At 72.8% G+C, this 13892-nt stretch carries 12 protein-coding genes and 1 pseudogene; 11 read left to right on the top strand and 2 right to left on the bottom strand.

All coding sequences use genetic code 11. From position 1 onward, the window contains the following. Nucleotides 1-307: 307 nt before the first annotated feature. Nucleotides 308-652, bottom strand: a complete 345-nt coding sequence (locus CG736_RS04170; RefSeq protein ID WP_100584732.1) for a DoxX family protein — start codon at nucleotides 650-652, stop codon at nucleotides 308-310. 94 nt (nucleotides 653-746) lie between these two features. On the opposite strand from CG736_RS04170, the gene CG736_RS04165 reads away from it, so the two are divergent. From CG736_RS04165 to CG736_RS38840, 7 genes and pseudogenes are all read left to right on the top strand, one after another. Further along, the gene (locus tag CG736_RS04165) at nucleotides 747-1190 is read left to right on the top strand and encodes a MarR family winged helix-turn-helix transcriptional regulator (protein WP_100584731.1); all 444 of its coding nucleotides are present in this window, start codon (nucleotides 747-749) and stop codon (nucleotides 1188-1190) included. Nucleotides 1191-1730: 540 nt separating this feature from the next. Then, entirely contained in the window at nucleotides 1731-2405 is a 675-nt protein-coding gene (locus CG736_RS04160; protein ID WP_100584730.1) for a hypothetical protein, read from the top strand. 330 nt (nucleotides 2406-2735) lie between these two features. Beyond that, entirely contained in the window at nucleotides 2736-3899 is a 1164-nt protein-coding gene (locus CG736_RS04155; RefSeq protein WP_157815401.1) for an ALF repeat-containing protein, read from the top strand. Nucleotides 3900-4017: 118 nt separating this feature from the next. Next, the gene (locus CG736_RS04150; protein WP_100584728.1) at nucleotides 4018-5436 is read left to right on the top strand and encodes an ALF repeat-containing protein; all 1419 of its coding nucleotides are present in this window, start codon (nucleotides 4018-4020) and stop codon (nucleotides 5434-5436) included. Between the two features lie 112 nt (nucleotides 5437-5548). Beyond that, the gene (locus CG736_RS35910) at nucleotides 5549-6802 is read left to right on the top strand and encodes an LPXTG cell wall anchor domain-containing protein (protein ID WP_157815400.1); all 1254 of its coding nucleotides are present in this window, start codon (nucleotides 5549-5551) and stop codon (nucleotides 6800-6802) included. Between the two features lie 206 nt (nucleotides 6803-7008). Next, nucleotides 7009-8352 carry a S1 RNA-binding domain-containing protein gene (locus CG736_RS04140; RefSeq protein ID WP_100584727.1) on the top strand — a complete coding sequence of 448 codons (1344 nt, stop codon included), beginning with the start codon at nucleotides 7009-7011 and terminating at the stop codon, nucleotides 8350-8352. Nucleotides 8353-8559: 207 nt separating this feature from the next. Further along, nucleotides 8560-9048, top strand: a pseudogene (locus CG736_RS38840) (TetR/AcrR family transcriptional regulator); the annotation flags it as partial. A gap of 153 nt (nucleotides 9049-9201) precedes the next feature. Here CG736_RS38840 and CG736_RS04130 read toward each other — a convergent pair. Further along, nucleotides 9202-10200 carry a magnesium and cobalt transport protein CorA gene (locus tag CG736_RS04130; protein ID WP_369879814.1) on the bottom strand — a complete coding sequence of 333 codons (999 nt, stop codon included), beginning with the start codon at nucleotides 10198-10200 and terminating at the stop codon, nucleotides 9202-9204. Nucleotides 10201-10262: 62 nt separating this feature from the next. Between CG736_RS04130 and CG736_RS04125 the strand changes: the two genes are divergently transcribed. From CG736_RS04125 to mshC, 4 genes are all read left to right on the top strand, one after another. After that, entirely contained in the window at nucleotides 10263-10958 is a 696-nt protein-coding gene (locus CG736_RS04125) for a histidine phosphatase family protein (protein ID WP_043911471.1), read from the top strand. A 185-nt stretch (nucleotides 10959-11143) separates the two neighbouring features. Next, nucleotides 11144-11707, top strand: coding sequence for a DUF3090 domain-containing protein (locus CG736_RS04120; protein WP_043911479.1), 564 nt, complete (start codon nucleotides 11144-11146; stop codon nucleotides 11705-11707). A 53-nt stretch (nucleotides 11708-11760) separates the two neighbouring features. Continuing rightward, the gene (locus CG736_RS04115) at nucleotides 11761-12558 is read left to right on the top strand and encodes an SCO1664 family protein (RefSeq protein ID WP_100585036.1); all 798 of its coding nucleotides are present in this window, start codon (nucleotides 11761-11763) and stop codon (nucleotides 12556-12558) included. 89 nt (nucleotides 12559-12647) lie between these two features. Next, complete coding sequence (mshC, locus tag CG736_RS04110) at nucleotides 12648-13877, top strand: cysteine--1-D-myo-inosityl 2-amino-2-deoxy-alpha-D-glucopyranoside ligase (RefSeq protein WP_100584724.1); 1230 nt, start codon at nucleotides 12648-12650, stop codon at nucleotides 13875-13877. Nucleotides 13878-13892: the final 15 nt, after the last annotated feature.

Raw genomic sequence — 13892 nt, 5'->3', positions numbered from 1 at the left:
ACCGCCCTCCGTGCGGGCGTCGACGCCCTGGAGCGGGCCGGCCCCGCGTCATCGGGTGGGCGGACGACAGCGCTGCCCGGCGCGTCCGATCCGTTCACCCGACCGAAGCCGGGCCGCCGGCCCAAGAGTTGGACCGGGCCGCACGACGGGTGTGCGGCGTCCGCAGTGGCTCGCCTCGGCGCACCCGGACCGTGCAGCCCGCCCTGGACCTGCCCCCCCGCGTAGGCGGCCATCGGCCCCGGCCCCGTCTGGCGTCGACAAGGGCACCCCCGAGGACGAGTGGGCCGCCCCGGAAGCCCCTGAGGCGTCAGGCAGCTGTGCGCAGCACCAGTGCGGCCGCCGAGAGCAGCGTGAGCACGACGACCGGTGCTACGGCGTAGTCCTTCACGCGCAGGTGGGAGACGGCCGCGCCGACGAAGTAGAGCATCAGGCCCACCGCGGCGGCCACTCCGAGTGGCGGGACGAGCAGGCCGGCGAGCAGGCCGAGCGCGCCCGCCGCTTTGGCGGTCCCGAGCCAGGGCAGCCAGGAGTCGGGCACGCCCACCTTGGTCATGCTGGCCGTGACCTGCGGGTTCCGGGTGAAGGTCAGGAAGGCGGAGGCGGACAGGCCGAGTACGAGCAGCGCGGCGACGACGACATAGCCGGTGAACATGGAATTCGCCCAATGGTTGGTAGCAGAGAAACCATTGAACCGTACCAATGATTTGTTGTCCTCCATAATGCGGCCGCTGTGTACGGTGGACGCCATGGCAGCTGCACACCCGATCGACCGCCTCGGCTTCCTCCTCTCCTTCCGCGGGGAGCTCGCGGGCACCCGCATTCGCGCCGCGCTGGCCGTCGCCGGGCTGCATCCGCGCAATGCGATGACCTTGGTGCGGCTTGCCCCCGGCGCCACCAGTCAGCGCGAACTGGCCGCCGCGATGGAGGTCGACCCGAGCCAACTGGTCGCCGTTCTGAACGAGTTGGAGTCCGCCGGGCTGTGCGAGCGCCGCCGCGATCCCGCCGACCGGCGGCGCCACATCGTGGAGATCACTCCGGCCGGTCGGCAGGTGTTGGAGCGCATCGACCAGGAGGTCAACACGGCCGAGCGCGAACTCTTCGGCGACCTCAGTGCCGAGGAACAGGCCCAACTGCGCGACCTGCTCGACCGCGTCCTGGTGGACCCGGCCACCCACGAGTGCAGCGAGTAGCGCCGACCGGTCCTCGGCCCGCCTCGGGTCGGGTGTCCCGGCGCCGGGCCGGGCGTCCCTGGGGTCGGGTCCGCCCGTTCAGCGGCGGGATCCGCCCCGGCTACCAGGGAACACCGCCAGTACCGACGACGCGCCCGTGGCGCCGTGCGACGGCTGCGAGCGCTGCTCACTGCTGACCGGGTCGGGTACTGGGATTCGAGCGACCCGCAGCAGGGGCGGGAGTTCGCATTCAAGCTGTTCATGGCTCAGGGGGAGCACCGGAATGCCCGGACCTGCAACCGGCAGGGGCTGCGCGGGCTCGCCGTGACGGGGGGATTGCCGGGCGGCCCGCGTGCAGATTCATGTACGTGCGGCTGCCCTGCGGCGGGAAGCAGTGACCCGAGAGGGGGGCGCTCGTCCCGGCCGGTCGGCCGGAGTGCCGGGCAGGCGGCGGGTCGGTCGGGTGTGCCAGGGGCAGCTTGCGGGGCGACGCCGGGGCACGCTGGAATGACTTCCGCACGGGACGCTGTCCCGACGCGTCGTCAAATCCCTGGGGGGACAATGAAGTTCGACCGACCGGCTCTGCTGATCCCGACAGTGCCCGCGCCCGTGCCCGGCGGGCGGGCGGGCACCGTCACGGTCACCAACGACACGTCCCGCACCTGGCTGGAGGTCAGGACCGCATCGTCGGCCGGGTTCTTCAAGACCCAGAGCACCGACCGCAACGAGAGCAAGCTCGACCCGGTCGGCCCCGGGGGGTCGGTCGCCGTCGGCCTCTCCTTCGCCACCGGTACGGAGCTCCAGGGCGTGCGCTACGGCGGCATCGACATCACCGCCTCCCCGGTGGGAAAGCACGAGGCCGTCGACACTGCCAGGTACCCGCTGATGAGCGCCGGCCAGGGACTGCAAGTGGTCGTCGGCCGACCGGGAGGCCCGGAGGGGATGGGCTACGGCAACGAGCGGGACGCGATCCTCTACGCCCAGCACCCGGAGTGGATCGCCTTCGTCCCCTTCGGGGCCGGCATGGTCCTCATGACGGGGCTCACCGTGAACGGCGTGCCCCGGAACGACTTCCTGAACCTGGACCAGAACAGTCCGCTCCTCAGCTTCAGCACCGGACGGATCGTCCACTCCCGCGACCGCACCCTCCTGTCGCAGGCCGGTCCCTGCACCCTCAGCTGGCACGAGTACCGGCAGGACGGCACGCACGCCGGGCCGTTCACCGTCAAGGTCTGACCCCGCCCGTGCCGCGTTCCTCCGCCGGAGCGGCGCAGGAACGCGGCACGGCACGAGTTCGGCCCCCTCCGGCCGGACCCTCGACGAACGCGCCACCGCCCTCCGTACGGGCGTCGACGCCCAGGAGCCCCGCCGGCCTCGCCCAGGGCCTGGCCGGTGGGGCTCCTGGGCCGATGTCGGGGTGTGTGGATATGCTCGAACACGATCAATAGCCAGGAAAGAAATCGTTTTGACGGGGCATAAGGTTCCGGTACGATCGCTCGCGTTCGTCGCCGTGTGAATCCGCCGCGGTGATGATCTGCGCGCGAATGTCCTTTTCTGGGGGGAAATTTGAGCATCCGTCGGTCGGTCGCTGCTGCCATATTCGTGGCCGCCGTCTCCGCGCCCACCGCGTTCGGCGGCGCACAGGCCATGGCCGAGACCCCGCCGACCGGCCAGTCCCAGCCGGACGCCGTCGTGTCGGACGCGGAGCCGGCACCGGCACCGGCGGACCCTGCGCCCACGGAGACCGCGCCCACGGAGGCCGCTCCGGCGGGCCCCACGCCGGCCGAGCCGGCGCCTGCGGAGCCCAAGCCGGCCGAGCCCGCTCCGACCGAGCCGGCGCCTGCGGAGCCCGCTCCGGACGATCCGGCGGCGGTCGAGAAGGAGTTGCGCGACCGGCTCGGCAGGGCGATCGCCGAAAAGGGCCACAGCACGTACTTCTACGAGCACGCGAAGGCCGCCGCGGCCGGCACCGTCGACGACGTCAGGAAATTCCTGGACGTCGACATGCCGCACATCCTGGTCCAGGACAAGTACGTCCGAATCTCGCAGATCCTGGGCCTTTCGGAGCCGGGCAGTCCGCTCCGGCAGGCCGCCCAGGAGGCGCTCGAAGGCGGCACGGAAGCGGACGCGGACCGATTCCTCACCACCGTCTGGCCGTCGTTCGCCACCGAGTACCGGGTGAAGGTCGCCCGGATCCTGAACGAGCCGGGCATCACCCGGATCCTGCGGGACGCCGCGAACGAGGCGCTCGACGGCAGGGACCAGGAGCTCATCCACTTCATCGCCCGGCTGCCGCAGCTCCGCCACGACGACGACCAGCTGCGGATCTCCCGGCTGGTCGAGGTCGGCGGCCCCGAGGTCCGCAAGGCCGCCCTGGCCGCCGTGGAGAACGGCTCGAACGAGGCGCTGCGCACCTTCCTGGAGGTCGGCCTGGCCGAGGCGCAGGCCCGTGACGCCGCCGCGCAGGAGCAGCAGAACCACCCGCAGACCGGCAACAACGGCAGCAACGGCAACAGCGGCAGCAACGGCGCCGGCGTCACCCGGGCGTCCAACACCACCACGGTGACCACGACCACGGTGACCACCACCGACACCACCGCCGCCGCCACGGGTGTCCTTGCGTCCACCGGCGTCGACGCCCCGCTTGGTGCGATCACCGCCGCCGGCGTCACGTCCGTGGCTCTCGGCGCCGCGCTGGTGGCCGCCCGCCGCCGTCGGCAGCAGTCCTGACGCTCTGTCGGTCGAGTCCGGCAGAGTGGTCGCTCTCCGGACGGCCGCCCCGCGGTTCCTCCTTCTTCCGCCGCCCGCGTGTGCGGCGACAACCCGAAACCTGTTACCAGGGGAGACTTTGAGCATTCGCCGTTCGATCGCCGCTGCCGTTTTCGTCGCCGCGGTCTCCGCGCCCACCGCCCTCGGCGCAGCGCCGGCCCTGGCCGACACTGCGCCCACGCCGACCGGCCAGTCCCAGCCGGACGTCCCGGCCACGGATGTCCCGGCCGCGGAGACCCCGGCTGCTGAGACGCCCGCCCCCGAGACGCCCGCCCCCGAGACGCCGGCGACGGACCCGGGCTCCGGCACGCCCGCGCCGGGCGGGACCACGCCCGCACCCGGTGGCAGCTCCTCGCAGGAGTTGGACGACCTGCGGGTGCGGCTGCTGCGGGTGATGGCGGAGCCGGGCCACAGCCGGTACTTCCAGGAGCGGGCCGGCAAGGCGCTCGACGGCACCGTCGAGGACATCCGGCACTTCCTGGACGTCGAGATGCCGAGGATCATCCGCGACGACAAGCGCATCCAGGTCCTGCGCATCATCGACACGGCCGGGCAGGGCACCTTCATCTGGCAGGCCGGGCAGAAGGCGCTGGACGGTGACGACGCGGCGATCGACCACTTCCTGGAGGTCGAGTGGCCGGAGCTGGTCGCCAAGGAGCGCCGGGGGAAGGTGCTCCACGAGATGATCCGCCCGGGCAGCACGCTGACGCTCAATGAGGCCGCCGCGCGGGCACTCGACGCGGACGAGCTCAAGGCCTTCCTGGCCGATCTGGACACCATCGACGGGACCAGTGCCCGCATCATGATCGCCCAGGCCATGTCGATCGGCGGGCCGGAGGTCCGCGAGGCCGCGAACCGGGTCCTGGACTCGTACGACCCCGCCTACCTCCGCAGCTTCCTGCTCACCGGCCTGGGCGAGGCGCAGGCCCGGGACACGGCCAACGCCAAGGCCAACGACGCCAACTGGCGGAAGGTGCTCCAGACGCTGATCCGGCCGGGCAGCTCGCTCACCCTCACCGAGGCCGCTGCCAAGGCCCTCTCCGCGGACGACCTCAAGGCCTTCCTGGCCGGCCTGGACGGCACCGACGTCGGCGAGGCCCGGCTGCGGATCACCCAGGCCATGGGGCTGGGCGGGCCCGAGGTCCGCAAGATCGCGAATCGGGCTCTGGACTCGTTCGACAAGGCGTACATCCACAGCGTTCTGCTCACCGGCCTGGCCGAGGCACAGGCCCGGGACACGGCCAACGCCCACCAGCCGGAGGGCGGCAACCAGGGCACCGGCACCACTCCCGAGCAGGGCGGTACCACCGTCACTCCGGTGTCCGACACGACCACCACCACGGTGACCACCACCGACACCACCACCACCGCCACGGGCGTCCTCGCGTCCACCGGTGTCGACGCCCCGCTCGGTGCGATCACCGCCGCCGGCGCCGCTTCCGTGGCTCTCGGCGCCGCCCTGGTGGCCGCCCGCCGCCGTCGGCAGCACCAGTCCTGACGTCCAGTCAGGTGATCTCGCTCCCACCGTCCCCGCCGCCCGCGTGCGTGGCGGCGACCAACCCCTGAGGAAGACTTTGAGCATTCGTCGTTCGGTTGCCGCTGCCGTTTTCGTGGCCGCGGTCTCCGCGCCGGCCATCCTCGGCAGCACGCCGGCCCTGGCCGACGCCGTGCCCACGCCGACCGGTAAGTCCCAGCCCGATGTGCCGGCGACGGACACCCCGGCCGCGAGCACCCCGGCCACGGACACCCCGGCCACGGACACCCCGGCCACGGACACCCCGGTCGCCGACGCTCCGGCAACGGACGCAGGTACCGGCGTGACCGGGCCGGAGGCCGGCACGCCCGCGCCGAGTGGCACCGCTCCCGCGCTGAGCGGCAGCGCCTCGCAGGAGGAGGACGAGCTGCGGGCGCGACTGAGGCAGCTGATCGCCGAGCCGGGCCACGGCCAGTACTTCCACGAGGAGGCCGGCAAGGCGCTGAACGGCACCGTCGAGGACATGCGGCACTTCTTCGACGTCCTGCCGACGATCATCATCGACGACAGGGACATCTTCATCACCCAGGTCATGAGCATGAGCGACCACCGCGGCCAGCTGTGGCGGACCATCCAGAACGCGCTCAGCGGCACCCGCGCGGACCGCGACCACTTCCTCGACGTCACGTGGCCCGCCGTCAGGTTGCAGTACTTGAAGGACGCCGCCCGGATCGCCGGCGGCTCCGACCCCCAGTTGGCGGCGCGGGCCCGGCAGGCGATGGAGGCCGATGACGGCGGCAAGGCACTCGTGGGGTTCATCGAGGTCGAGGTGCCGAAGGCGGCCAACGACGCCAACTGGCAGAAGGTGCTCCACGCGCTGATCCGGCCGGGCAGCTCGCTCACCCTCACCGAGGCCGCCGAGCAGGCCCTCGGGGCGGACGCGGCGAAGGCTTTCCTGGCCGGTCTGGACGGCATCTCCGATGACGAGGTCCGGCTGCGGATCTCGCAGGCCATGTCGATCGGCGGGCCGGAGGTCCGCAAGGCGGTCGGCCACGTCCTGGACGGCCACACCTCCGCGTCGCTGCACGCCTTCCTGCTCACCGGCCTGGCCGAGGCCCAAGCTCGCGACACGGCCAACGCCCACCAGCCGGAGGGCGGCAACCAGGGCACCGGCACCACTCCCGAGCAGGGCGGTACCACCGTCACCCCGGTGTCCGACACGACCACCACCACGGTGACCACCACCGACACCACCACCACCGCCACGGGTGTCCTCGCGTCCACCGGTGTCGACGCCCCGCTCGGTGCGATCACCGCCGCCGGCGCCGCTTCCGTGGCTCTCGGCGCCGCCCTGGTGGCCGCCCGCCGCCGTCGGCAGCAGCAGTCCTGACGAGTCGTCACCGCAGGTCCTGAACGCGGCGCACTCCGGTCACGCACCGGTGTGCGCCGCGGTTCTCGTTCCGCGCCGGGTGGCCGGCCGTCCGCCGACCGATGCTGCGTCAGGTTCCTTGCAGGCCGGTCGACTTGGTGGTTCCTTGTGAGTGAAACGGGCTTAGTTCGTCACGGCCGTTTACCCTTGAGGAGTTCGCCGTGTCCATGAAGCTGGAACGCGAGCCGGGTCGACCGGTGGATCCCAACCTGGTCTTCTTCCTGATGCCGTACGGGAGGAAAGCCGTACCCGACGGCCGCACCCTCGACTTCGACTCGGTGTACCGGGAACTAGAGTCCGTGGTGCGGAGTTTGGGGCTGAGCGCCCAGCGCGCCGACACCAACGACGAGACGACGCTCGGCCCGCTGGAGGCCGCCTGGGACGGGGTCGACCGGGCCGGCATCGTGGTCGTGGACCTGTCGGTTCCGTCGACGTCGGTGGCCATGGAGCTCGGCTGGGCCATGTGCCTGCACAAGCGCATGGTGGTGACCATGTACGAGGGGGCGGCGGTCCCGACGAACGTGGTCGGGCGGCTCCGGCCCATCACCTACACGCAGGAGTTCGAGCAGTTCGGGCGGTTCAAGAACGAGCTGCGGGAGCGGATCCAGGCGGAGCTGCAACGCACCGCGCCGGAGCGGGACCTGGTGCCGCGGACCGCGACGTGGGGGGCGTACGAGGCGACGGCGCAGGTGGAACTGGCGTTTCCCGACCGGGTCTTCGTCCGGAACATCCAGGACCCGTTGCAGGCCGCCGAGATGAGGCGCGAGGAGGTCAGCTACTGGGACATGGTCCCGGAGGACATGTCGGCCAGCAAGCACTACCGCCAGGGCAGTACGGTCAACGGCTTCTTCGTCGTCGACCAGGGGCGGGTGGTCTTCACACAGCGCTATCGCCAGGAGAACCCGTGGCCCCGGCTGGTGGCGGCCTACCGGCTGCGGCAGGTGTACTCGGCGCGGGTCACCAATGTGAGCCCCGCGGCCGGTGCGTTCATCGAGCTGCTGCCCGAGGGCGGCAAGTCGTTCATCCCGGCCTATCAGGTGCGGGCCGCGGGCATCGCGAAGGACGACGAGGTCCAGGTGCGGATCCTGCGGGTGGACCCGGTGCAGCGGCGCATCGACGTGGCGCTGGCCGACGCGCCGAAGGCCGGCCTCGCGGCGCCGCCCGCCGGCGAGTACCCGACGGTCGGGGAGCGTTTCGCGGGCACGGTGCACGACGTGCAGGCCAACAAGGGCTACGTCCGGGTGCGGCTGGACGGCTACCGGCGGCCGGGCCTGCTGCACCGGTCGAACATGAGCGATGCGCTGTGGCAGGCGGTGCGAGCGGGCCGGGTCACCGCCGGCTCCACGATCGACGTGGTGGTGCTGCGGGTGACGGCCTCGCGGAACCGGGTGGCGCAGTGGGACATCGCCCTGGAGGAGGACCGGAGTGCGCAGGCCGCGCCGCGACAGACTGCGGCCGGCGCGGACGACGGTGCGGGCACGACGGCGCCCGGCCCGGGCCCGGGCGCGTGAGCGACGCGGTCCCCGCGTGCGCCTGCCGCCGATGCGCTCCCACCGCCGTCCGGGAGGATTCGAGGACCCCGGGCGCAGGGTCGTCGTCGCGTCGGGACCGGCTCCGGGCCCAGCTGTCGGCCGAGGTCCGATCGGTCGCGCGGGACATCATCGGGCGGGCACGGGGCGGCGGCCCTCACGCCGGCCGCCGCGGCACGTGCGGTCGGGGTGACGCCCGCGCCGCTCTACCGGTACTTCACCGGGCTCCCCGATATCGTCCGGCAGGCCGCGCGCGACATCGTCGGGGACCTCTGTCGGGAATTGCGGGATGTCGTCGAGGCCGAGGCCCAGGCCGAGAGCGACTTCGCGGCACGACTCGTCGAGCCGTCAAGGGCCTTCCGGCGGTGGTCACTTGCCCATCGGCAGGAGTTCGGCCTGCGGTTCGGAAGCCACGGTCCGGTGGCGGGCGGGGCCTGCGGGGAGGTCACGGGCGAACGGGTCCGCCGGCTCGCCGGCGTCCGGGGGCCGGTGTTCACGCAGCTCTGGGCGGCCCGGCCGGATCCGATCCCGGCCGAGGAGGAACTGGACCCCGCGCCGAGGCGGCAGCTGTCCGACTACCGCCGGGCCGCGGGAGTGGACCTGTCGCTCGGTGCGCTGGTCGTCGTGCTCTCCGGCCGGCGGTCGCTCCACGGGCGGGTCGCGCGCGAAGTGTTCGACCACTTCGCGCCCCTGGCCACGGATCAGGAGCCGATGTTCGAGCTGCTGATGCAGGACCTGACGGCGAGGACGGGCCGGCCGCCGACTACCGGCCGCCCCGGACGAACGCCGGCCGCTGACGGCGCGGCCGGACCCGCCGGGAGCGGACGGCCGCTACAGCCAGCCCGCGCGTTTGAACAGGCGGTGCAGGACGAAGCAGACGCCGGCCATCAGGGACAGCGCCGCCGGGTACCCCCAGACCTGGCGGAGCTCCGGCATGTGCTCGAAGTTCATGCCGTAGATGCCGGCGATCATGGTGGGAACGGCGGCCAGGGCGGCCCAGGCGGAGATCTTCCGCATGTCGTCGTTCTGCTGGACGCTGACCTGGGCGAGGTTGGCGGACAGGATGTCGGAGAGCAGGCGGTCCAGGCTCTCCACCGCCTCGTTGACCTTGGCCAGGTGGTCGGCGACGTCCCGGAAGTAGGGGCGCAGCTCGGCGGGGACGAACGGCACGTTGACCTCGCCGGAGCCGGTGCCGGCCCGGGTGAGGCGCAGCGCGGGCTCCATCAGCGGGAAGGCGGCCTTTCGGAAGTTCACCACCTGCCGCTTGAAGCCGTAGATGCGTTCGGCGGCGCCGCGGACCCGGCCGGGGGAGAAGATCTCCGCCTCCAACTCGTCCAGGTCGGTCTGGAGTTCGGTGGCCACGTCGAGGTACTGGTCGACCACCATGTCGAAGATCGCGTAGAGCACCGCGGCGGGCCCGTGCGCCAGCAGTTCGGGCTGCTCCTCCAGCCTGGCCCGCAGGTCCTTGAGCGGGCTCTCCGGCCCGTGCCGGACCGTCATCACGTACGAGTCGCCGAGGAAGATCATCAGCTCGCCGATGGAGACCGATTCGTCGTGCGGGTGGTACCCGGCGGTCTTCAGGACGGTGAACACCGAGTCCCGGTAGATGTCGAGCTTCGGGCGCTGATGCGCCGTCACCGCGTCCTCCACCGCCAGCGGGTGCAGGCCGAACTCGTCGGCGGCGTGGTCGAATTCGGCCGTCGTCGGATCGGCGAGGCCGATCCACACGAAGCCGTCGCCGGCCGCCCGGACCGCATCCAGGGCGTCCGAGAAATCCTCCGGCCCCTCGGTGCGCCGTCCGGCCCGGTAAGTGCCGCAATCCACGATCATGCCCGCCATTGTGACCCGAACCCCCGGCCCGCCGGGAGGGGAGCACCCCGTAGGCTTGCGGTATGCCCACCCTGCTGCTCGTGCGCCACGGCCGCTCCACCGCCAACACGGCCGGGATCCTGGCCGGCTGGACGCCCGGCGTCGACCTGGACGACACCGGGCGCGCCCAGGCCGCCGCCCTGCCGGAGCGGCTGGCCGGACTGCCCGTCGTCCGGCTGGTCAGCAGCCCGCTGGAGCGCTGCCGGCAGACCCTGGAACCGCTGGTCGCCGCCCGCCCCGAACTCGGCCCGCCCGAGCTGGACGAGCGGCTCGGCGAGTGCCACTACGGCGACTGGACCGGCCGTCCGCTGTCCGAGCTCGCCGACGAACCGCTGTGGCGCACCGTCCAGGACCACGCCTCCGCCGCCGCCTTCCCCGGCGGCGAATCGCTGCGCGCGCTCAGCCACCGCACCGTGGACGCCGTCCGCGAGTGGAACGAGAAGATCTCCGTCGAACACGGCCCGGACGCGCTCTGGGCGGTCGCCACCCACGGCGACGTGATCAAGGCGATCGTCGCGGACGCGCTCGGCCTGCACCTCGACCACTTCCAGCGGATCTCGGTCGAGCCGTGCTCGGTGACGGCGATCCGCTACACCCCGAACCGCCCGTACCTGCTGCGCCTCGGCGACACCGGCAGCCTGTCCTCGCTCGCCCCGCGCCCGCACGGCCACTCGGCCGGCGACGACGCGGTGGTCGGCGGCGACACCGGCACCGTCTGAGCCCCGCCGGGCCGGCGCCGTCGGGGCCCGGCCGGACCCGCGCGGTCCGAGCCCCGCCGGGCCGGCGCCGTCCGGGCCTCCGCCGTCCCCGGCAGGAATCCGCGCCACCCGCACCCCACGGCAGGGCCGTTTGGCCGTAGGGTGAGATCGAGAAGACCGCACACCCCCGTACCGGAGCGAGCAGCGTGTCCCGTCAGGTCCACTTCTACGACCAGCCCGAGCGGTTCGTGGCCGGCACCGTCGGCCAGCCCGGCGCCCGGGCGTTCTACCTGCAGGCCTCCTCGCGCGGCCGGATCACCAGCGTGCTGCTGGAGAAGGCCCAGGTCGCCGCCCTCGCCGAACGCATCGAGGAAGTCCTCGACGAGGCGCTGCGGCGCAGCGGCGGCGAGGCCCCGATCCCGGCCGCCGCGCCCGTCGACCTGCTCGACGCCGCGCCGCTCGACCTGCCGCTGGAGCAGGAGTTCCGGGTCGGCACCATGGCACTGGCCTGGGACGCCCGCGAGGAGTGCCTGGTGGTCGAGGCGCAGGCGTACGTCGAGGAGTCCGAGGACGAGGACGAGATCGAGGTCTTCGACGACGAGAACGGCCCCGACCTGCTGCGGGTGCGGCTCAGCGGCGCGATGGCCCGGGTGTTCGCCAAGCGGGCCCTGGACCTGGTCGCGGCGGGCCGCAAGCCCTGCCCGTTCTGCAACCTGCCGCTCGACCCCGAGGGCCACCTCTGCCCCCGCGCGAACGGCTACCGGCGCTGAGCGGGCAACCGGCCGTGGAAGCCCCCGGCACCGACCCGGCCACCAGCGCCGCACTGGCCGCCGACACCCCCGCCGCGCTCGCCCTGCTGCGCGAGGGCACGCTGGCCGTCCACGGCCGGGTCACCGACGCCTCCAACGCCGTCCTGTACTGCACCGCCACCCTCGACGGCGTCACCGCCCCGTGCGTGTACAAGCCCGTCGCCGGCGAACGCCCGCTGTGGGACTTCCCCGACGGCACGCTGGCCGGCCGGGAGACCGCCGCCCACGAGCTGTCCGCGGCCACCGGGTGGCAGCTGATCCCGCCGACCGTGCTCCGTGAGGGCCCGGCCGGGCCCGGCATGGTCCAGCTGTGGATCGAACCCGACCCGGACGCCCCCGAACTCCTCGACCTCCAGCCCCTCGACGGGCCCGCCGCCGGCTGGCTGCCGATCGTCCGCGCCGAACTCGACGCCGGCCGCCAGGCCTGGCTGGTGCACCGCGACGACGAACGGCTGCGCCGCCTCGCCGTGTTGGACGCCGTCCTCAACAACGCCGACCGCAAGGGCGGCCACTGGCTGCCCGCCGCCGACGGCCGGATCTACGGCATCGACCACGGCGTCACCTTCCACACCGAACCCAAGCTCCGCACCCTGCTGTGGGGATGGGCCGACCGGCCGCTCACCGCCGAGGCCCTCGACGTCCTCGGCCGGCTCGCCGCCGACCTCGACGGTCCGCTCGGCGAGCGGCTGCGCCCGCACCTCACCCGCGCCGAACTCGACGCGCTGCGGGCCCGGACCGGCGCGCTGCTGGCCTCCGGACGGCACCCGCAGCCGTCGGCTGACTGGCCATCTATTCCCTGGCCGCCGGTCTGATACCGATCCGAAACAGAGAACTGGCGGAATCAAGCCGATCACGCCAACAGGTTGGTCTTTCAAATCAGTGCACGGTTAGAGTCGGTGCCATGCATGCCTGGCCCACCTCCGAGGTTCCCGCCCTGCCCGGTCAGGGGCTCCCCCTGCGCATCTACGACACCGCCACGAGCAGTGTCCGAGAGGTCGTACCCACCGGCCCGACCGCCCGGCTCTACGTCTGCGGCATCACTCCCTACGACGCGACCCACCTGGGCCACGCAGCCACCTACAACACCTTCGACCTGGTCCAGCGGGTCTGGAAGGACGCCGGCCACGACGTCCTGTACGTCCAGAACGTCACGGACGTCGACGACCCGCTGCTGGAGCGCGCCGTCGCCACCGGCCAGGACTGGACCGAACTCGCCGCCCGCGAGACCGCTCTGTTCCGCGAGGACATGACGGCGCTGCGGATGCTCCCGCCCGCGCACTACATCGGCGCCGTCGAATCGATCCCGTGGATCGTCCCGCTGGTGCAGCAGCTGCTTGCCTCCGGCGCCGCGTACGAGGTCGACGGCGACATCTACTTCTCCGTGGAGTCCGACCCGCACTTCGGCGAGGTCTCCGGGCTCACCCGCGAGCAGATGCTGCCGGTCTTCGCCGAGCGCGGCGGCGACCCCGAGCGCCCCGGCAAGAAGAACCCGCTGGACGCGCTGCTCTGGCTCGCCGCCCGACCCGGCGAACCCGCCTGGGACACCGAGCTCGGCCACGGCCGGCCCGGCTGGCACATCGAGTGCGTCGCCATCGCGCTGAAGTTCCTCGGCATGGACTTCGACATCCAGGGCGGCGGCAGCGACCTGTCGTTCCCGCACCACGAGATGGGCGCCTCGCACGCCCAGGTCGCCCTCGGCGCCCACCCCTACGCCCGCGCCTACGTGCACGCCGGGATGGTCGCCCTCGACGGCCACAAGATGTCGAAGTCGCGCGGCAACCTGGTGTTCGTCTCCGCGCTCCGCCGCGAGGGCGTCGACCCCGCCGCGATCAGGCTCGCGCTGCTCGCCCACCACTACCGCAGCGACTGGGAGTGGACGGCCGAGGACCTCGACTCCGCCCTCACCCGCCTCGCTGCCTGGCGCGCCGCGGTCTCCCGCCCGGACGGCCCCTCCGCGACGTCGCTGCTCGCCGAGATCCGCGAGGCCCTCGCCGACGACCTCGACGCCCCGGCGGCGCTGGCGGCCGTCGACCGCTGGGTTGCGACGGCCCACGCGGACGGCGGCGACGACATCTCGGCCCCGGGCCTGGTCTCCCGCGCGGTCGACGCGCTCCTGGGCGTAGCCCTGTAAGGGAGCTGCAACAGG

Source organism: Kitasatospora sp. CB02891 (assembly GCF_002803145.1).
In the GTDB taxonomy this organism is placed as follows: domain Bacteria; phylum Actinomycetota; class Actinomycetes; order Streptomycetales; family Streptomycetaceae; genus Kitasatospora; species Kitasatospora griseola.
The sequence above is the reverse complement of the archived record's forward strand: the minus strand, read 5'-3'. Positions and strand labels throughout refer to the sequence as shown.

What these genes read in the sequence shown, in the direction of transcription:
- CG736_RS04170 (WP_100584732.1), bottom strand. Translation starts at nt 652, where the DNA reads ATGTTCACCGGCTATGTCGTCGTCGCCGCGCTGCTCGTACTCGGCCTG.
- CG736_RS04165 (WP_100584731.1), top strand. Translation starts at nt 747, where the DNA reads ATGGCAGCTGCACACCCGATCGACCGCCTCGGCTTCCTCCTCTCCTTC.
- CG736_RS04160 (WP_100584730.1), top strand. Translation starts at nt 1,731, where the DNA reads ATGAAGTTCGACCGACCGGCTCTGCTGATCCCGACAGTGCCCGCGCCC.
- CG736_RS04140 (WP_100584727.1), top strand. Translation starts at nt 7,009, where the DNA reads ATGAAGCTGGAACGCGAGCCGGGTCGACCGGTGGATCCCAACCTGGTC.
- CG736_RS04130 (WP_369879814.1), bottom strand. Translation starts at nt 10,200, where the DNA reads ATGATCGTGGATTGCGGCACTTACCGGGCCGGACGGCGCACCGAGGGG.
- CG736_RS04125 (WP_043911471.1), top strand. Translation starts at nt 10,263, where the DNA reads ATGCCCACCCTGCTGCTCGTGCGCCACGGCCGCTCCACCGCCAACACG.
- mshC (WP_100584724.1), top strand. Translation starts at nt 12,648, where the DNA reads ATGCATGCCTGGCCCACCTCCGAGGTTCCCGCCCTGCCCGGTCAGGGG.